This window comes from Paenibacillus ferrarius (assembly GCF_002027705.1).
Lineage (GTDB): Bacteria > Bacillota > Bacilli > Paenibacillales > NBRC-103111 > Paenibacillus_E > Paenibacillus_E ferrarius.
Window position 1 is genome coordinate 157,103 of the sequence record NZ_MBTG01000008.1, and the last position, 20,415, is coordinate 177,517.

The window sequence follows — 20,415 nt, forward strand, 5'->3', positions numbered from 1 at the left end:
CGATTCCCTCAAACCACTTTTGGTACACATAAATCATTATACTAACCAGTCCCATGAAAAGCAGCATCGTGAATCCCGACATGTCCCCCGAGATTGATTGTATCTCCACCAGTTATTTTCCCAAGCGATCTCGTAGAAAATAACGTTGATGGCAGTCACTAAAAAGGCGACAGACAGGTACCTGCACATTAAAATATACTTGAAGCCTAGCAGCAGCCTGGTTCAATTGGGTTATTTAGAATTTGTATTTTTACTGTTTACTGTTTACTGTTTACTGTTTACTGCTTACTGTTTACTGTTTACTGCTTACTGTTTACTGTTTACCATTCACCGTTTGCGATCCCGCTCCAGCGCTTGCTCCTGAATTTGAATCGCTCGATCAATTTGCAAAGCTTTGATTTGACGGACATTGCGATCAAAAGTATCCACAGACTCAACGCCTAAAATTATTTTTAGCGACATTTCATCTACAAGCGTCGAAACGTCGTTCATAATAGAGGAAAGCTCTGCGTTCTCCAGCTCCGTTTTGGGAATTTGCGGCAGAATGCTGCGATCAACATCCGTGTCCGACCAAATCTGGACAGCTTTCTTCTGCTGTGGCAGCGTATACACTTGTTCCATATACCGTATATCCTGAACGAAAGGACCGAAATAGCTCGCACGACTGTACATCGCCAGCGCTTGCGCAGGCGCAAGCTTGTCCGGGTTCTGCAGAATGAGATTCGTGTAGGTCGGATACCCGTTAACCCATTTGTAACTGGTCCCCTCGACGCCAAAATTAAACAGCATGTGCCCCTCAGGCCCATAGCCGTAATCCAGCAGCTTCACCGCTTCCACCGCATGCTTGCTCTTGCTCGAAATCGCGACGCCTCCCGTCCCTTCGTAGGCATAGCTTCTTTGGCTGAATTTGGGCTTTTCACCTTTCTTCAGCACGGGATATGGCGCTGGCTCCAACTGAGCCTTCTTATCTTTCTCTTGAACAATCGGCTGCCATTTCCCCAGACCAGCGCCCGCATTCCAAATCGTTGCTCCGCTGCGACCCGACATCATGTTGGCATCCATGGTTTTCGTATCGACTGTTGCAATATTTTTATCGATCAGACCTTCCTTATACCACTGGTGAAAAGTCTCCAGAAACTGCTTGTAACCAGGTTCGATCGCCCCGAATTTAACATGATCTTGGTCGAGATAAAATGACTTTTTGATGCCGTAGGCGCCAACAAAACCCCCTCCTTCAATCCCAAAAAGAGCGCTGGGCACGCCAAGAAAAGTTAGCGGCGCTTCAATCCCCTTTTTCTCCTTAAAAGCTTGCAGTACCGTGTGCCATTCATCGATCGTCGTTGGCATCGCAAGCCCCAGCTCATCCAGCCAGTCCTTGCGAATGATCGGCCCTTGGTAGGTGCGCAGCTGATCATCGCCTCTAATAAAAGGAAAAACGTAATAGCTGCCATCATCGGTTTTGATCTGCTTGTCTATATTCGGATGCTCCTTCAAAAATTTCTTCAAATTCGGCGCGTACTGATCAATTAATTCATTGAGCCGAATAATATAGCCATCATGAATCGCTTTGACGGGTCCGCCGGGAAACTGATTCCATTCGTATTCCATCATATCCGGCAAATCGCCGGAGGCCAGCAGCACGTTCATCGCTTCTTTCGCTTGATTCGCCGGAGGCTGCAGGAATTTGAGCTGGACGCCTGTTCGCTTCTGCCATTCCTGGAAGAAAGGAACATCCTGAAAGCTTGGCTTTACACTGCCGGCATTGCCGTTAAGCTCAGCCCAATAACTCAGCTTGGGCGCTCTTGATTGTGACTCGGAAACGGCGTCGATGTTCTCTTTGGAGTTTGAGCATGCTGTCAATAAACCGACCCCGATGGCCAACAACATGATCCCTATATAAGCTTTTTGGCGCATCATGTGTTCCTCCCTAACCCTGCTGCTGATCTCAAACTTGTCTCAGCCCATTTCTTTGAATTTGCCTGGTGTAATTCCCTCGTATTTCTTAAAAACCCGGATAAAGGTTGCCACTTCGTTATAACCAACAATTTTGGCGATCTCCGAGATGGAGTCTTTCCGGCTGGCCATCATCTTCTTGGCTTGATCAATCCGATATTTGCTTATATAATCCAACAAACCATCGCCGGTTTGCTCTTTGAATAATTTGGATAAATAGCTGCCCTTCAGCTCGAAGCGTTCACCGATCGTATTGACATTCAAATTCGCATCATGATAATGCTCCGCTATGTGCTTCATGACTTTCGCGATGAGATCACGCAGCGTTTCTGTCCGCTCTTTGGACTGATTCGATTCCACTTTGGCAGCGGCAAACCCGCACACTTCTTTGAGCAAAGTCTGAAGCTCATGCTGCATTTCTGCGAACGTATCACATGCAATAATATTCTCCATCCACAGAGGGTTGTCATCCAAAATGCCGCTATCGCCTTCTCCAAGCTCATTAATAGCTTTCACCATCGTACCTACTAGGTTGAAAATTAGACATTTGGCCAGCGTTAAGGACACGAACGGCTTATTGAAATTGCGCTCTGTGACGTCATTCATGAAAGCAGAAGCTTGGCTATAATCCCCCACTTTGATGAGATTGATAATTTGCTGCTCCACCTGCAGGGGGTAATAGTAGCCGAGCTGAGACTTATCCTCCGCGTCCCTGCGAAGATCATCGTAGGTGATAATCTCCCTTTTACCCAGGATCATCTTATACTCCATTGCATCCATCGCTTCTTGGTAGGCAATTGCCGCCCCAGAGAGAGTACTCTGAATACCGCCGATTGATACGGTTAAATCCATTCGAAACCGCGTCAGAAAGCGCTGCGCTTCGGCGGCGATCCAATTAAGATCCTCTCTCCAATCGGACGTGCCTGCATCATCAAAATTGATCAAACAAGCCATCATATCGTCCATTTCAGCTACATAGCCTGTATGCTGCCGTTGTCCGACTAATTCTTCCACGACATTCGTAATAATGAATTGAATCAGCTTGCGTCTCTCATTCATATCCATGCCTGGCAGATTGCCATTTAGACTTTCATGATTTTCCACTGCGAATAAAATGACAGCGAACTTGTTTGAGCTTAATTTAATATCAAATGACTTGAAAGCCTCTTCATAGGAAACTAAGGTGTCCATCTTGCCTTTCATCAAACGACTGAGCATATTAGAGCGCAGCACATTATGATGGGACTGCAATTGCAAAGCAATGCGCTCCTTTTCGTCGCGCGTATTAAAGATTTCTTTTTGGATAAAATGCAATTCATTCCAGTCCGTTCGTTCTTCCGTTGAATTCTTGTCAGAGAGCGATTTCACGAGCTGTTGAATAGGCGAATAATTCCGACGCAAGAAGAACCAAGTTAGAACACCAGCGCCCATTAAGCTGATAAAAATGCTGATATAGGTGAATTTGCGGACATATTCGGCTTTTTGCCAATAGATATTGCTTGGAATAACTAACACATACTTCAAATCTGAAATCTCGGACTGAATATAGAAAAGCTCTGAATCCCCATTGCCTGACGGTGACACCATCACATGATCACGATCCATCCATTGCTGCAGGATGAGGTTGTCTTGATCCGTCACAGGTAAATTGGACATTAGAACCTGATTGTCATGATTGAGAATAAGAATTTGACCGCCGTTAAAAAGCGAAATACTTTCCATCGCTTTTTGAAAGCGCTCCATATCCGCCATAACGACGACTGTACCCGCCTGTTTCCCATTTAAATCCTTAGGCAAGTGGGTAATGTAAGCGATCGCACTTTGGGGACTGGCAGAATCGACGTGAGGCAGCAGCACGAACTCGTTATTGGCAGCATGATTAATCATGTCCAGCCATTGCTCGTAGCGAAGCGTGCCTGTGTTGTGAATCGTATCGAAAGCTGTTTGTTTATCTCTAATATTGCCAGGCCTGAGAACAGCCGATTCCTGATCCCATGTAACATAAAATTCATCAATGGTCGCATACGAAGTTTGATACATGCGAAACTCCTTCACTAGCTGATACGCTAGGAATTGGGCATCACTCGACTGCTTCGTAGAATACATTAACGTCTGAAGCTTCGTATTCCAGGAAATTTCCATGTTCAACCGCTTCATCAAATCAATCTGAGTGTCTATCGAATAACGAACTTGCTTCAGCAAAGAATCATTGGCCCGGTGGATCTCACTCTTCAACGCTTCACTGGATTGTGAGTAAATAATCATACTCATGATCATCGGAATAAACAAAACAGCGCTATACGAGATGAGCCAAGTAAAAATGATACTCTTTCGCTTCTGCCAAAGAAAACGGAGATTCACATGGTTCTCCTCCCTATGTATGATGGATAAATGTCTGAAGGGATTGTCTCCACTTCATCTCATTATATCAACAATTGCAGAGGGAGGAATGTCCAAAATGAGGAATTCGATTGACAAAAAGTCTATTGGGTCCTGTTTTAACAACATGTTGCAGCAATGTTAGCCCTTTAACGAACCAACCATGACCCCTTTGACGAAGAAACGTTGGACGAACGGATAAATGCATAGCACAGGCAATGTCGCTACAACAATCGTTGCGTATTTAATTGTTTCTGCCATCTGGAAGCGATCCCCGGCATCTGCGCCTGCGGACATGCCATCCGTCGAGTTCGAGATGAGAATTTCACGAAGCACCAGCTGTAAGGGGAATAGCTCCCGGCTTTTGATAAACACAGAGGCATAGAACCAACCATTCCATTTATCCACCGCGTAATACAAAATCATAACAGCAATAACCGGCATGGAAAGCGGTATAATGATGCGGAACAAAATGGTAAAGTGGTTTGCACCATCAATTTTGGCCGATTCCTCCAAGCTGTCCGGTATCCCCATAAATGCTGTACGCATAATGATCAAATTAAAAGTTCCGATAGAAAACGGAATGATCGTAGCCCATAGCGAGTCTAGAAGACCGACATTTTTCACAACGAGATACAAGGGAATAAGTCCGCCATTGAAGAACATCGTGAAGACGATAATCATCATAAAAGCTTTATTCCAGATCACATTTTTTCTAGAAAGCACGTAAGCGCCAAGCGCGGTCATAAATAGGTTGACCACCACACCCGCAACGAGAATAAACAAGGTATTCCTGTAACCGATCAGAATTCCGGGATTGCTCATTACATTTTTGTAAGCTTCAATGCTAAAACCAAGCGGCTTGAACAAAATGCCTTTGAACGCAATAAGTTGACTGGCATCGCTCAAAGAAGCCATGACCACATAGAGCAGCGGATATAAGGTAACAACAACTAGAAATATGAGCAAGACATAGATACCAATATCGAACAGTCTTTCAAACAAACTTAGTCCTTTTTTCACAACTTTCACCTCACCATAAACTGCTTTTATTAACCTTACGGCTAATATAATTGGCTGTAATCAACAACACGAGATTAATAATGGAGTTGAACAAGCCTACTGCCGAACTGTAGCTCCATCCGAATTCCAGCAAACCTTTCCGGTACACGAAGGACGAAATAACGTCTGCGGTGTCATACGTCACTGGATTGTAGAGCAGAATAATTTTCTCAAAACCAACATTCAGCAGGTTGCCCATCCGCAAAATAAACATGATCGCTATCGTCGGCATAATGCCTGGCAGCGTAATATACATGATCTGCTTCCAGCGGCTGGCTCCATCCATTCGCGCGGCTTCATATTGTTCTAGATCAATACTCATTAACGCTGCAATATAAATAATGGATTCCCACCCGATTCGCTGCCAAATCTCTGACAAAATGTAGATCGATCTAAACAACTCAGGCTTCTGCAGCATGGCTTGTCCATCATAGCCAAACAGCATAAACAGCCTGTTAATTATCCCGTCCGCATTGGTGAAATCCGTAATAATCCCGCAAATCACGACGAGTGAAATAAAGTAAGGCATGTACGTAATCGTCTGCGCGACACGCTTAAACATTTTGCTGCGAACTTCATTAATGAGCAGCGCCAAGATAATGGGAGCAGGAAATTCAAAAACTAACGAATAAAGACTAATGACAATCGTATTTTTTAAAATCCGCCAGAAGTAGTAGCTGCCAAAAAAATCTTTGAAATGGGCAAAACCTACCCACTCACTGCCCAGAATCCCTTTCATAGGCGAGTATTCCTTAAAAGCAATCAATGCACCGTACATAGGGGCATAGTGAAAAACAGCATAATAAGCTAATACAGGAATCATCATGAGATACAAATATTTATTAAGTATAAAATCACGCACATACTTATTGGTGCTTGATTTGGTTCTGCTTGTTTGTGTGCTTTGCAGTGGCTGTGTCTTCGCCATTCTCTTCCTCACCTCTATGCAAACGGATAGAGAGGGCAGCACGGCCCTCCCTCGTATGAAGTTTTCTTATCGTTTATTAAACCGATCATTCGCCGCTTTTTGAATTTCAATCGCACGATCCAGCTTTAATGATTTCATTTTGGCTACATAGGAATCAAATTGATCCACTTTCTCATTGCCCAGAATAATCTTCAGTGTCATTTCATCGACCAAAGTATTGACATCCGTCATAATTTTCGCGAATTCCGAGCTCTCTTCCGGTGTTGGCGTAATTGGCGGCAGACTGTACTTATTTGCATCTGTTTTCTTCCACACGTTCACAGCTTCCCGTTGGGTTGCCATTGTAAAGAACTGCTCGGCATATCGTTTATCCTGCACGAACGGCCCGTTGTAACTGCCTCGTGTGTAAAGGGAAATTGCTTGCGCCGGCGCTAGTTTATCCGGATTTTTCAACAGCAGGTCCGTATATTTCGGATACCCGTTCTCTGAGTTATAGCTGACGCCTTCAGTTCCAAAGTTAAAAAACATATGGCCTTCATCGCTATAACCATAATCAAGCAATTGAACGGCAAGCGCCGGATCTTTCGCTTTCGTGGAGATTGCAACCATACCGCCGGAATCAAAAGCGGAAGCTCTTTGACCGAATTTAGGCATATCGCCTTTCTTTAAGACCGGATAAGGTGCGGCTACCAGCTGCGCTTTCGGATCTTTGCCTTGAACAAGCGGCTGCCATTTGCCGATTCCGCCCCCGGCATTGCCAATACTCGCTCCCGTCGCTCCTGAAGCAAAACCGCCATCAAGCGCTTTGGTATCCGCGGTAGCAATGTTTTTATCCAGCAAGCCTTCTTGGTACCATTGGCGGAAAAGGGTCAAATAATCCTTAAATCCGCTTTCCGCCGGGCCGAATTTAATATCGCCATTTTCAATGTAGAAGTTGCGATTCACGCCAAATGCGCCAAGGAATGCGCCATTGTATGACTCATTGAAGAAACGCGGTTTACTCACGAATGACAGAGGAGCTGCTGCGCCTTTCTTCTCCTTGAATGCTCTTAATGCCGCAGTCCACTCATCGATCGTCTCTGGGACAGGCAACCCTAACTCATCGAGCCAGTCTTTGCGAATAATAGGTCCTTGGAATACTTGCAAGTACTCATCGCCCCGGATAAAAGGAAATGCATAATAGCTGCCGTTATCTGTTTTGATTAACTTATCGACTTCTGGATGCTCTTTCAAATATTTCTTTAGATTAGGCGCGTTTTTATCAATCAGGTCATTCAACTTGAGAATGTAGCCATCCTTAATCGCTTTCTCCGGCCCCCCTGGGAAATCGTTGAGGAAATTGTACTCGATCATATCCGGCAAATCGCCGGATGCCAGCATCACATTAAGCGCTTCCTTTACTTGCCCTGTCGGAGGCGCTGTGAATTTAAGCGGAACTCCTGTTTTCTTCTGCCATTCTTGGAAGAACGGCACCTCGCTGTGCGATGTTTTTACACCGGTCAAGTTGCCATTCATCTCACCCCAGTAAGTAAGCGTCTTGCTCGTTTTTATCGGATACGATACTGCTGCAACCGCTGCCGGTGACTGCGTATCCGTATTCGTTGTTTTGGTTTCCGTTGGCGTGGAACAAGCAACCAGTGTTGTTCCCATCATCACTACGGCCACCGTAGAAGCTAACATTTTCTTCATTCGTGGACCCTCCAATAGTAGGTTAGAAATTGTGAGATGCATCTCTCCCTTAAGACTACGGGAATTTAGCGGCCCTCGATATGAGCAAAAACCAAAACTGCATGATCATTTCAGCAGCAAGCACTGACGATTTCTCCAACTGGATGGATGAAATCGTGAATGTAAAGCAGGCTCAGCCTTCATTCGCGCTGCCTTGGCGAGTTTGCTATTGCGATCTAGCAGTCTTTTTCAGTTGGGAAGGCTTGATTATCCCCGCACAGTGCATCCGTTTGGCGAAACAAATATTCGGCACGCTTCTTGAAAGGTGCGATCCAAAGCATACAGCCCCGTTTCCCCGCCAAGCAGGGCAGATTGCCCGGGAAATAATGGCACGCCTTCAGGCAGCCCCAGCCATAGCCCCAGCTCCAGCTGATCTGTCGTATCCTGCTTGCGGCCTGTGAACCAATACGCATTCTGATTTCACCAAATAAAAGTAAGTTACATACTCAACTCCAAGGCAGCATGATATAGCCCAGTGCTCTTCGGAAGCAATGAACTCAGTCGGATAACAGAAAAAGAAGGCCGGACTCACGTCCGCCTTCTCTTGTCAGCCCTTATAAAATTCACCCGAAGCCAGCAGCTTCCATTCGCCAATTATGAAACGTCCAAGGAGAATCGTTACCAAAAGGAACTATGATCCGCTAATTGACTCAAAATCGGATATTTGCAGCTGAAAGGGAAGTACGATCCCTTATTTCCCCACTTTACCGTGATATTACGGCAAATCAGACAAATTAGCGTACCATAGTTCCGTCTGACTAGCCAAATGGCTCGTTGAAGCACGAATAAGGGAACACAGTTCCCCTCCAAGGGGTTCATGTGAGCCGAATTACGCTTAAGCCCGATGAATCCAGCAGGATTCCGGCTGATTACACTTAAATACCAAAGCCGCTCATCAATGGCATAATAAATTTAAGCATCCCCATGCCAAATTTCATGAACCCGCCAATGTTCCCCAGGAAGCCTCCGCCTCCGCCCGTAGCAGCGCCAGCTCCAGCTCCGGCCCCTGCTCCAGCCCCGCCGCCTAGACCGCCCAATAGTCCGCCCAGTCCACCGGAACCTCCACCTCCGAACATACTGAGCAAGCCGCCTAAACCGGAGATGCTTGCTTTAGCTTTGCTCGAATTCTTCGGAAGTTTTTTCTGACTTTTCACACCTTCAAACAGCACCTCTTGACCTTGCACATCACGAACCATTCCGTAGTAGCAGCTTCCATCGGTTAAAACGATGACGACCGGCACCTTATTCATAACCTGACTAATTTGTGCAGTCGCCTGTGTGATTTCCATGTTCCCAGAACGTCTTTTCTTTGACTTGTAAGTTCTCTTCTTCATGTAACGAAACACTTCCTCTCATCGCACTCGTCCCTTCTAGGCAGTGTATGATACTGTTTTGGCATTTGACTGAGCAGGTATGTAGATAAATGAAAAAAGGCGCTTTAGACTCGCCAAACATGGCCATTCACACAATTCCTTGTCACAAAAGCAAAAACTGCCAAGACAGCGTTATCGCTGCCTTGACAGTTCATTCAGTCTACTCCTATTTCCCAATAAGAACCTGCTCCTGCCCGGTTTCCGCTGAACGATATACAGCTTCAAGCACAGCTATCACTCCGCGCGCATAATCAGGTGTGCAGCTAGTTTCACTGTGATTCCTGATGGCAGCAAGCAAATCGGAATATTGCCGTTCAAACGGCTTCGTCGTTCCCACCGCCTCGAGCTTCACATAAGCACCAGCTTGGCTGATCCACAAACTATTGCCCGTAACGAGCTTCAGCATGCCTTCCGTGCCAATGATTTCTGTTTCATTGCGTGATGCTCCTGCGTAGCCGGATTGAACAATTGTCGCCGGAATCCCTTCCTCCAGCTCCAAATAAATCATCCCGCTGCCTTCCACGTTTCCACGGCTTCCATAGTGACTGGTCGATGCTCGCAGTTTGCGAACGGATTGATCCGTCAGCCACTGTATTTTATCAATGGAATGTGTACCTAGATTGGCTAGAATGCCGCCGCCTGATTTTTCTTTTTCTAGAAACCACTGTGGACGCGAATCTTGAAAATAATGGATATGCCGGACATCATGGATCATTACCAGCTTGCCTATTGCCCCGCTTTGGATCAGGTTTTTGGCTTGGATATTCTCCGCCATGTAGTGCTGGGTATGTCCGACCAGAATACGAATATCTGCTTTCCGCCCCGCTGCAATGATCTCATCGCATTCAGCTACAGATAATGCCATTGGCTTCTCCAGCATAATATGACAACCATGCTCAGCCGCAAAAATGGCTGTCTCTTTATGCAAATAATGAGGCAGCGCGATCGTCACAATATCCGGTTGTTCCTGTTCGATCATCTCTTTGTAATCGCTATAGGCTTTAATCGAATAGAGATCAGCAATTTCATTTGCTTTTTCCACCACATAATCTACAACCGCACAAGCCACAAGCCCTTTGGTTGCTTGAATCGCATCAAAATGCTGTTTGGCAATAATCCCCGCACCGAGCACCGCTACCCGTAATTCTGCTTTTTGCATGTGCGACTCATCCTTTCTAATTTACAAATTCACAGGCAAACCGGTAACTCGGCTTTCATTCGCAGCTTCCATAAAACGAATAATTTGCAAAGTTTCTTCCGCATCAATATGTGCTTTTTTCAACTGAAACATCGACATTATCTGTTCCAATAAACTGGCGTAATACGATTTGGGATGTTGATAGATATCTATAAATTGTGTTTTGTTCTCCCTATGCAGCAGAGCACCAAATTCTGTATTGCCTTTGCGATTGCCACGGATCGTCCCGATACTGCCGTTCGCCCAAACACCTGTAATGAAATCATGATTTTCATTGGTCACAGCTGTTACTTGCTTGCAGTCTTTGCCCAATGTTCGGAACAGCATCTCTACCGTATGCACGCCATACCAAAACAATCCCGGCTGCGTCGCTTGCAGCGCCATCGGTCCGTAGCAATCCATTCCAAACACAGGACCACCTTCTGTTTCCAGCAGTGCCTCGGTTAATCCTTCCGCATAGCGCAGTGCCGAGCTGCTCATTACAGATATGCCATGCTGCTTCGCCATTTCAAACATTGCTTTGGCATCCGCCGATGAAAGGGCCATAGGCTTATCAACAAAAACAGGTTTACCGTATGCGGCAATGCGTTGAAACTGCTCCAAATGTACCCGACTATCTACGGACTCGAGCAAAATAGCATCACAATTCGCAGCAACTTCTTCAATGGAATCCACGATCTTCACACCATATTGAGTGCGCAGCTTATCCGTAAATCCCTCAACACGCGAATAACTCAATTCGAAATCGGCTGAACCTCCCGGGAAAGCAATCGTTACCTCTCCGCCCGGAACATGATAAGCATGATTCTGATCATGCAATAATTCCGTAAAGGCAACAACATGAGACGTATCCAAACCTATAATACCGATGCGAATCTTGCTCTGTGACATATCTAATCCATCCTCTTAAAAATAATCTTCTATCTGTTATTTTAATCAGCATTCATTTTAAAGACAAGTCTTTAAAATGTCCTTATATAAAACACCGACTTCTCTATATACTCAACATGTTTGATTTCTACCTCTACCTTTTGCTTTCCGAGAAAACGAATGCTTACTGTTTCCATAGACATACCCGCTTGAATGGAAATATTCTCCTTTTAAATCGTTTTATTAAACAATCCTTTGTACTGCTTTGGAGAGATTCCCGTATATTTCTTAAACAGTCGTGTAAAGGTTTGAATATCATTAAAGCCAAGCCGTTCACTGATTTCCGTTATATTCATTTCGCGCATTTCGAGCAGCGATTTGGCCTTGGCGATTTTGATTTCCCGGTGCAGCAGAATCGGGGACTTGCCGAATATCGCTTTGAACTGGTTGCTGACATAGGTCGGATTCATATGCAGTTCTTCAGCTAGATCCGCGAGTGAAAGCGATGCTTCGGGCTGGGTAACAATTTTTAGCAGGATGGATAAAAAACTATGGGATTGCTGGCTCTCCGTTACGGTCTTGGCGCTTCCCCAAGCGCTACCCAGCAGTAAATAAAGCAATTCAAGCGATTTGGCCTTTTGTAAAATGATAGTGGGCAAATGCCCCTGCGTAGACATTGAAAGCATGAATTCATCGAATACTTGCTCAAATCTTTTATGATTTTTCAGCGGATATATATAGGGAATCTGTAAAAAGGGCAAAACATCAACCACGTTATGAATGTTGTACGTGAAGTGCCACCACAGGAATTCGGTTTCCTCATCACTATCCTTGTATTGATCATGCTTCAGATATGGAGGAATAAAGATAACAGAACCCGGATGCAGGTTGTATACCTGGTCCTGGACCTTCAATTTAGCAGAACCTTTCCTGACATAAGTCATCATATAGCAGTCATCTAATCTCCGGTTGCGGTAGTTCATTTCCTTGCGGTTGTGGATATCAAATTTTAGAATTTTTAATTCCGCTGTTTCCAGCAGGGAGGAGATCAAATCTGCTTTCACCTGCCTCACCTCCTATTCACGTTCTCATCTTTGCTGAAATCGTATGTCAATTATGCTTTGTTGTAAAGATACTCATGTTAAAATTTAGAATAGCCTCAAACAGGTTCTAGTTGATCGTGATGCAAGCTATTTGTCCGGAATCGACACAGCATCAGCGAAAAGGTGAATAGGTTGGAGTAAAAACCTGCGATAATACATCCTTTTTCATAGAAATCGCATGAAAATCTGGAAATCCCTGCAATAATGCAGGAATCCCCAGATTTTCCGCCCTATAATCAGAGTATAGTCTCAAAAACCTGCACAATCGCAGGAATTTACCACAAATGGCTGCTTCACCAACCAAATGCCTGCACAATCGCAGGTTTACACAAACACAGCCCCACAAAAACAACATCTCAACAGTTCAGTGATGCCAAACCCGTCCCTTCTTCCCTCCATTTCAGGATTTCATCTGGAAAATCTTATGCCTAACGAAAAAGAGAGAACCGACGACACGATCACCGCCGGTTCTCTCTCGTTTATTTTCCCAAAAAAGCAACTATTTTGCTTATTAGCATCGCAGCCTGTGCGCGGTTCGACGTCTCTTTCGGATGGATGCCGTTAGAGTAGCCTTCCAGCAGTCCTAACTGGACGAAATCCGCGACACTGTCAGCAGCATAGTCGGATATCGACGAATAGTCGTTGAATGTCTCCAATACAGACAGGCTGCTATGAGTGGAGAGGTGATTGGACGCTCGTAATGCGCGATTCGTAAGTACCACCATATCCTCTCGTGTAAGGGACTCTTTGGGGTGGAAATTGTTGCTTTCATCACCTTCCACGATACCCAAGCTTCTTGCCGCAGCTAGAGGCTCAGCGTAATACAAACCATCCTGCACATCCTCAAATTGGTGTTCTGTCGTGCCCTTTAGCTGCAGGGTTCTCATCAACAGCAAGACAAAGTCGGCACGTGTGACCGAACTAGCAGGACTAAACATACGCTCAGCCGTACCTGTCACAATACCTTTGGCAGCCAGTGCTTCAATCGCCGATATCGCCCAGTCGAAATCATCGAGGTCATCGAAGCGGTATTGACTCAGTATAGCAAGAGAGAGTTTGCTATCTATTTGAAGAGCGGAACTCGCAAGTGCGGAATCGACGACCTTCACGCTGCTCAACATCAGCTCAACATTTCCCGAACGTATCGCTTCCAAATGAATCTTGAAAAGCTGCTGCTCGCCATTCAATCCCTTAGCTTTTCCTACTTGTGTGTGCGCGAGCTGAATATTTGTATCTTTGATGATCGGATTCACAGAAAATCCGGGAATGTCCGTCTTAGCATCCTTCAGCTTTAAACGAGTTGGATCATAAACCAAATTGACTTCGAAAGCATAAACGTCTTTGAGATGACTTCCTTGGATCAGAACTTCAATGGTATCACCTTTTGTAACCGATTTATTGGAAATCTTCATTGCATACGCAGGTGCCTCACTTATTTCTGATGCTGCTGCAGATACGGATGTAAGGATCATACTCGTTAAGAAGAATAACATCATACTGCTGGTTAACCATCGCCTCAATCCCATGTTCGATATCTCCCTTCAACATCGAAAAACGTGAACTTATTCTTTTGTTAGAAGGCCGTATGCGATACATTTCGTATCGCATACGGCGCAATTTTACCAGTTGCCTACATAACTATTCCTGAAGAATTTTTTGTGCAACAGCTGCAAGATCGAAGAGATCCACTTTATTATCGTTGTTGACATCTGCCTTCTTGTACAGTGCCCAATCTGGATCCGAGGATGTTTTGCCATAAGCTGCCGCAACAATAGCCAAATCACCGATGGTGAATTTGCCATCTCCATTTGTATCTCCTGGCGAAGCGGTCCGTACGGATTGCGTGAATGTCGACAAGGCCGCACTCAAATCAGTTACCGCTTGAGCGACTTGTTGTTTCGTTGCATTGGCATTCGCTGCTACCGCTTTCGCTATATCAATCGCAGCTTGCAGTGCCGCTTTGGAACCAGCAGGGTATTGACCTATTTGCGAACCTTCTACAGCAGCATCGTGTTTCGATTGCGCATCCTGTATGGTTGCATTCAGCAGGGTCAAATCTACCGTTGCCTTAATCTGAATAGGCAGTGAGGTGCCGTCGATATCACTCTCGATCCCTTGCCCATCCGCTAAGGTAAACTTCGTCAATGTTATTGCTGTGTTTGTCGACTCCTCCGAAGACTTCGCCTTCCAATGAAGCGTAATTACATTGCCACTCAGAGCTGAACCGCTTAAATTCGCTGTAATTAAACGTACTTTACCCGCTTCAACCTTCTTGTCAACAAGAATGAAGCCTTCTTTTAAAGAATCCGCTGAAATAAATTCAAGCTGACTGTCATTGTAAGAAAAACTCAAATCTTGCGCATAACTGCCCGTTGTTAGAGCATCCAAACCAAGAGTAACATCAAAGGCTTGGCCGCTGGAGACTGCTGCCGGGCCTGTCAAGGTTGTGCTTGAAGCTGCAACTCCATAGACGTTGAGTTCTCTAACGGACCACCAGCTTGAGGATGTACTCGTTTGCACCACCTTGATGTAACGTGCAGTTTGTTTCGCAAAAGAGACTGACATCACAGGCCCCGTGCCTGCTCCGCTGGCAATTGCACTGCCCCAATTCGTACCGTCATTGGAAACATAGACTTCATAGCCACGTGCATAATCTTGATTGCTGCCCGTTGAATCCAGCACAATTTTGTTGAAGCTTTGGGCAGTCTTCATATCTACTGTAATGGATTGACCCGGTACCATCGGGGCTCCCGTACTCCAGCGGGTGGACATGCTGCCATCCAGTAGATTGGCCGGACCGTCTCCGCTAGTTGGGGAAGAGGTCGCTGTCCATCCTGTCCGGTCAAGAGCTTTGGCCGGTGTTGTGACCGTTGCTGTGTTGCTGGCCGGCGATATGTTGCCCGCACTATCCTTTGCTTTGACCGTATAGCTGTAGGACGTAGAGGCTTTCACCCCAGTATCGCTGAATGTCTTGGCTGCTGTCGTGCCAACAACCACTCCATCGCGATAAATGTCATAGCCAGCGACACCAATATTGTCCGTAGAAGCTGTCCAACTTAAATTGACTTGATTATACGTCGCAGCCGTTGCCGTCAGATTCTGCGGGGCAGTTGGCGGAATCGTATCCCCCTGATTGGACCCCACGAATTCTGTAACAGTTTGCCGCATCGCTTCTCCTGGGGAGTTGGCATATACAGCACCGCCAGTATCGTTAATAATATGCGAGATTTCACTGCCAGGCGTTCCATTTAACCAAATTGTTGTGGCATGATGGATTTTCACACCCTCTACCTTAGGAACTTCGATTGCACTATCCAGCTTCACAGCTGCATCTCGGAAGAAGGAATAAACGCCAAGGCCCCATGCCTCATGGTCGGTTACCGTATCTGCCACTTTATAAGAAGCATATCCCTTGACTGTCCCATTTTTACTCATCCAAGCTGCTTGATTAGGAACATCGTACGGAATCTCTGATTGATAAAAATAAACTCGACCGCCATTGCCGTTCCACAGCGTTTGATATTCGTTATGGTGTTCATTAAATAAACCATACAGCGTAACATTGTTGCCATTGACAACTAGGCCGTTTTTGGAAACATTATTCGTCCAAGCAGCGCCTGCCCCATGGTCAGCACGCCATAACCAGAAATGGTCCCCAATGACATTATTGCTGTTAATCTTCAGTTCCGCATCATTCTTGCCATTAACGAAACCGCCCGTGCGGAAAAAAAGATCGCTGAGCGAAGTTGGATTGGCTGAATGATCTGCCGAACTGCCTGTAGGACCAACTTCCAACAAAGAAGTAGAGCCAATTGGACCCGCATCATAAACAATCCCCGCAATTTTCACACCGTCTACATCAGCAACCGACATGGCCGCTTTGCCTGTATCTGGAATGAGTGTCGGCATACCTATACCAAGCACGACCGTATTTGGATTACTGATACGAATCGTATCATTCAAGTGATAGATTCCCGGTGTAAATAAAATATGCTTCCCTTGGCTAAGCGCATCGTTAATGCTTGCGGCATTCGATAAATCTGATCGAGCAATGTAGAACTGATCCAAAGAGATGGATTGACCAGGTGTAGTTCCGTTCGCCCAGCTCGCTCCTTGCGTATTCGTCGCAAGAGATGGAACAAATACTTCGTATTGTCCAGAATTATTGATATACAGATATGGCTTTTCTCTTACGGTTGGCGTTTTGTCGACAACCGTATAAGGCGCGTCTGGGAACTGCCCTGCGGGCGCATTCTTATCTCCGACAAATACCATGTTCCACACACCGTTCGACCAGCTGGCCCATTCACTATTCCGCGAGAACCACTGCTGCTGAGAGGCTGGAACAATCGCATTATCAACGATAGAGTCAGCCAGATATCCACCACTCGCCCATCCAGCGTTCCAGTTCGAATCAAAATCAAATAATTGCAATTCACCTTTAATGTGCAATCTTCTTAGTGGCGCTGCTTGTGAAACCGCGATTTGCGTTTTACCGTTGGATGGGATAATCGTTAGATTCTCAATCCCTCGCCAAAAGTTACGCGTCGCGTTGCCGTTATCCCAATCCGCATTCACATTCAATCCGCCGTTAATCGTCACATCGCCCGGATTTTGCCCAAGGCCGGATGCCTGTGTATAGAAGCCTACATTGAAGTTCACGTTATAGGTACCTGGTTTGAAAAGAAAGGCATCTCGCTCGCTTCCAAACTCGTTAGACTCTTGTCTGCTGAATACGGAATTCGTTGTATTCTGAATATCAGCAGCCGACATGGATGGGTCAAATACATACACATTCGGGCCAAAAATCGTTGAATTGGCCGCACTTATTGGCGTTTCCGCGCTTGATACACCTGGCATCCACATACTTAACGCTATTGCCATTACGGAAATAGACGAAACCATCTTTTTGATTTTTCGCATTTCGTACCTCCTATAGTTTTAACCCTTCAAAGCTTCCCACTTCAATCAGTAAGCGTTTACAAAGTTGCTGCACCATTCTCCTTTCTTTTTTAAAATAAGAGCATGTTCGTAGTTGATATATGTATCATAAGTAATTAAATCCCCTATTGAAAGGGGAGAACTTAAGATTAAAGGTGTGCTTTATTAAGAACATGCTATTAATTCCCTTCACTCCTTTCATCAATCAGGCTTTTATTTTCAATCGCTGCCGAAAGCACGATAAGTGTCGAAGAGAAACCGTAAGGGCCGCACGAATCCAGAAAAACGGTTAATGTTTCCATGGATGTGGTAATTATTTTCATCATGAAATTATATTCTCCGCTGATGCGGTACAATTCGATGACATCCGGAGATTGCGAGCAGAATGCCTGAAAATCCATACAACTGCTCGTCTTGAAAAGTACGAACGCCGTGACATCTTTACCAAGCCTCTTGGGCGAGAGAACGGCCTTGTAGCCTGCGATGATCCCTTGCTCCTCCAGCTTGCGGATCCGTTCAGTAACGGCTGGCTGTGTCATCGCGATTGTTCTGCCGATTTCGGCAACTGCCATTCGCGCGTTCTCATGCAGCAGGGAAAGTATTTGACTGTCGATTTTATCCATATCAATCATCCGCCTTTCATTTATACGGTTCAAGTGCATTTTTAACTTTAATATGAAGAATTTTATTCAATTATAACATGATTTATATATGTAAAACTTTTTTTAATCCTTATAAAATGTTATCAGAAGATACTTTAAAGGAGTGGATCCTACATGATCACGACAAAATCATTTACGCTCGACAGCCCTCTGGCCATCGGCAGCTTGGAGCTTCGCAACCGATTAATTATGGCGCCTATGCAGCAATACAATGGCTCTCCGGAAGGTTATGCCACTGAGCATCATATTCAGCATTACGCGAGAAGTGCGAATGCCGTTGGACTCATCATTGTGGAGTCAACCGCGGTGTCGGGCAACGGCAGATTGGTGCCTAATGACATCGGGATTTATTCAGATCGGCACGCCGACGCGCTGAAAAGGGTAACTGAAGCCGTGCATGCCCGGCATACCCCGCTATTCGTGCAGCTATCCCACGGAGGAAGAAAATCGGACCCGCAAGTGACGAAACGGCTTATCGCGCCTAGTGCGATTGCCTATGACGAGATATTCGGAAAACCGGCGCAATTATCGGTCTCCGACATAGAAACCCTTATTGAGGATTACCGTTTGGCTGCCAGACGCAGCATCGCGGCGGGCTTTGACGGGATCGAGGTACATGCGGCTCACGGATTCTTGATTCATCAGTTTTTGTCTCCGCTCTCTAATTTCCGCACCGACGCCTACGGCGGAACACTGGAGGGCAGAAGCAAATTTTTGCAAGACACACTTGCTGCAATCCGCTCCGAAACCGGCAGCCAATACCCCGTTATCGTGCGGGTCTCCTCAACGGATTACACCGATGGCGGTTTAAATCCGCATGAGCTCGCGCTCATACTTAAACCGCTTGAAGCCAAAGGGCTTCTTGACGGCGTCGATGTCTCCTCTGGCGGTCTTCTACCGACCGCGCCGACGGATGTCCATCCTGGCTACCAGCTGCCAGACGCTGCTGTGATCAAGCAGCATCTTCAAATCCCTGTTATCGCCGTCGGGAAAATCTATACCCGCAGCTTCGCGGACCGGATCATCAGGGACCAATTGGCGGATGCCGTCGCGATTGGCCGGCCAATGCTTGAGAATCCCGACTTCGCGCAGCAAATGCTGATGAGTCCTCGCTGAGCCTTCTACTCTCTTGCCATGTCATTGGCAAGAGATAACAACACGGCCAAAAGACTGTCAGCGCATTTGCAAGCCAAACCTGCAAAAATGCATCCTTTTGAGCTCAAAATAAGCTGTATCACCAAAAGCCTGCAGGAATGCAGGCTTTTGAGGCATTTGCTTACCTATCGAGCAAAAAAACAAAAAATTCCTGCACAATCGCAGGAATTTCCATATTTCACCTCGGTTTATCCCGGGAAGCCTGCATTATCGCAGGCTTTCCTAGCGATTAGCATCCAGATGAATATATTGAAGCAAGGCTACCAGATCCGTCAATCGCTCTTTTTGCGATAAATAATAACGACTTGGCTCGAGCCGCTTTATCGCGATAGCTTCTTGTATAAGTCCGTGCCATTTTTCCGGCAGCTGCTGAATACCGTAGTTTCCTGCGCCAATTTTGCTGGTTATGTCCCGTTCTTTTAACGTATACCATTGTCGCAACATTCCCAGTGTACACCACTCGATCGCTTTATCAAGCTGTTCGATATAGGTTACGTCCTCCAACACGTTGTCGAACGATAATTGTTTCTCTAAGCGGTCTATCCAATTAACCCAGTAGCTATTCAGGTTGCCTTTGACATATGCGAGCAGCGAAGCAAGGTCTATCTCGTAATGGAATGCTACAGCCGAGCCATAGATGCGAATACCATGCTTTTTCAAAATCCACCAAGTAATCGGATTAATATCGGCTCCAGAGCCATCGGTATGCAGCCGTTTATTGAAATAAGCAACGAAAGTGTTCATTTCATTTGGCTTTTTCCCTACGTCTTCGAGGAGGATGTAAGCCCCCATTATATCTGCATTTGGAAGCTCTCTTTCAACCTCTTCATGTGCCGCCATAATGGACTGGATCTCTAACTGCGTAAGCGGTTTGCGAACAATGGCTACAAAGTCGATATCACTGGTACCCTCTATATAGTCATTTAACGCAACCGAGCCGTACAAATACACGGATTCAACGCTCGATGTGCGGGCCTCTAAAGCTTCGCACAACCGATTCATCGTTTTTTCGACTATTTCAGGCAACATAGCAGCCACCTCCTTCCGGGTTCAAAGCTCATTC

The 20,415-nt window shown here is 45.8% G+C and carries 15 protein-coding genes; 2 read left to right on the top strand and 13 right to left on the bottom strand.

Annotated elements, in window-relative coordinates:
• Positions 1-327: 327 nt before the first annotated feature.
• The 5 genes from BC351_RS10310 to BC351_RS10330 all read right to left on the bottom strand — a co-directional run bounded on the left by BC351_RS10310 (position 328) and on the right by BC351_RS10330 (position 8,011).
• Positions 328-1,917, bottom strand: a complete 1,590-nt coding sequence (locus BC351_RS10310) for an extracellular solute-binding protein (RefSeq protein ID WP_079411459.1) — start codon at positions 1,915-1,917, stop codon at positions 328-330.
• A 39-nt stretch (positions 1,918-1,956) separates the two neighbouring features.
• Complete coding sequence (locus BC351_RS10315; protein WP_079411462.1) at positions 1,957-4,314, bottom strand: helix-turn-helix domain-containing protein; 2,358 nt, start codon at positions 4,312-4,314, stop codon at positions 1,957-1,959.
• Positions 4,315-4,473: 159 nt separating this feature from the next.
• Complete coding sequence (locus BC351_RS10320; RefSeq protein WP_079411464.1) at positions 4,474-5,355, bottom strand: carbohydrate ABC transporter permease; 882 nt, start codon at positions 5,353-5,355, stop codon at positions 4,474-4,476.
• Between the two features lie 10 nt (positions 5,356-5,365).
• Entirely contained in the window at positions 5,366-6,322 is a 957-nt protein-coding gene (locus BC351_RS10325; protein ID WP_079411471.1) for an ABC transporter permease, read from the bottom strand.
• A gap of 66 nt (positions 6,323-6,388) precedes the next feature.
• Positions 6,389-8,011 carry an extracellular solute-binding protein gene (locus BC351_RS10330; protein WP_079411474.1) on the bottom strand — a complete coding sequence of 541 codons (1,623 nt, stop codon included), beginning with the start codon at positions 8,009-8,011 and terminating at the stop codon, positions 6,389-6,391.
• A gap of 80 nt (positions 8,012-8,091) precedes the next feature.
• Between BC351_RS10330 and BC351_RS10335 the strand changes: the two genes are divergently transcribed.
• Positions 8,092-8,451: a hypothetical protein gene (locus tag BC351_RS10335; RefSeq protein WP_079411476.1), complete on the top strand. Its 360-nt coding sequence runs from the start codon at positions 8,092-8,094 to the stop codon at positions 8,449-8,451.
• Positions 8,452-8,925: 474 nt separating this feature from the next.
• Here BC351_RS10335 and BC351_RS10340 read toward each other — a convergent pair whose 3' ends face one another.
• The 7 genes from BC351_RS10340 to BC351_RS10370 form a co-directional block, all read right to left on the bottom strand.
• Positions 8,926-9,384: a hypothetical protein gene (locus BC351_RS10340; RefSeq protein ID WP_079411479.1), complete on the bottom strand. Its 459-nt coding sequence runs from the start codon at positions 9,382-9,384 to the stop codon at positions 8,926-8,928.
• Positions 9,385-9,589: 205 nt separating this feature from the next.
• Positions 9,590-10,582 carry a Gfo/Idh/MocA family protein gene (locus BC351_RS10345; protein ID WP_079411481.1) on the bottom strand — a complete coding sequence of 331 codons (993 nt, stop codon included), beginning with the start codon at positions 10,580-10,582 and terminating at the stop codon, positions 9,590-9,592.
• A 21-nt stretch (positions 10,583-10,603) separates the two neighbouring features.
• Positions 10,604-11,512 (bottom strand): Gfo/Idh/MocA family protein, encoded by a 909-nt coding sequence (locus BC351_RS10350; RefSeq protein WP_079411484.1) that lies wholly within the window; start codon positions 11,510-11,512, stop codon positions 10,604-10,606.
• Between the two features lie 209 nt (positions 11,513-11,721).
• Entirely contained in the window at positions 11,722-12,555 is an 834-nt protein-coding gene (locus tag BC351_RS10355) for an AraC family transcriptional regulator (RefSeq protein ID WP_079411486.1), read from the bottom strand.
• A gap of 518 nt (positions 12,556-13,073) precedes the next feature.
• Positions 13,074-14,120 (bottom strand): S-layer homology domain-containing protein, encoded by a 1,047-nt coding sequence (locus BC351_RS10360; RefSeq protein ID WP_079411489.1) that lies wholly within the window; start codon positions 14,118-14,120, stop codon positions 13,074-13,076.
• 112 nt (positions 14,121-14,232) lie between these two features.
• On the bottom strand, positions 14,233-17,517 hold the full coding sequence (locus BC351_RS10365; RefSeq protein WP_079411491.1) for a discoidin domain-containing protein: 3,285 nt from the start codon (positions 17,515-17,517) through the stop codon (positions 14,233-14,235).
• A 197-nt stretch (positions 17,518-17,714) separates the two neighbouring features.
• The gene (locus BC351_RS10370; protein ID WP_079411494.1) at positions 17,715-18,158 is read right to left on the bottom strand and encodes an Lrp/AsnC family transcriptional regulator; all 444 of its coding nucleotides are present in this window, start codon (positions 18,156-18,158) and stop codon (positions 17,715-17,717) included.
• Positions 18,159-18,311: 153 nt separating this feature from the next.
• Between BC351_RS10370 and BC351_RS10375 the strand changes: the two genes are divergently transcribed.
• The gene (locus BC351_RS10375; RefSeq protein ID WP_079411497.1) at positions 18,312-19,313 is read left to right on the top strand and encodes an oxidoreductase; all 1,002 of its coding nucleotides are present in this window, start codon (positions 18,312-18,314) and stop codon (positions 19,311-19,313) included.
• Between the two features lie 261 nt (positions 19,314-19,574).
• Here BC351_RS10375 and BC351_RS10380 read toward each other — a convergent pair whose 3' ends face one another.
• The gene (locus tag BC351_RS10380; RefSeq protein WP_079411501.1) at positions 19,575-20,381 is read right to left on the bottom strand and encodes a nucleotidyltransferase domain-containing protein; all 807 of its coding nucleotides are present in this window, start codon (positions 20,379-20,381) and stop codon (positions 19,575-19,577) included.
• Between the last annotated feature and the right edge of the window lie 34 nt (positions 20,382-20,415).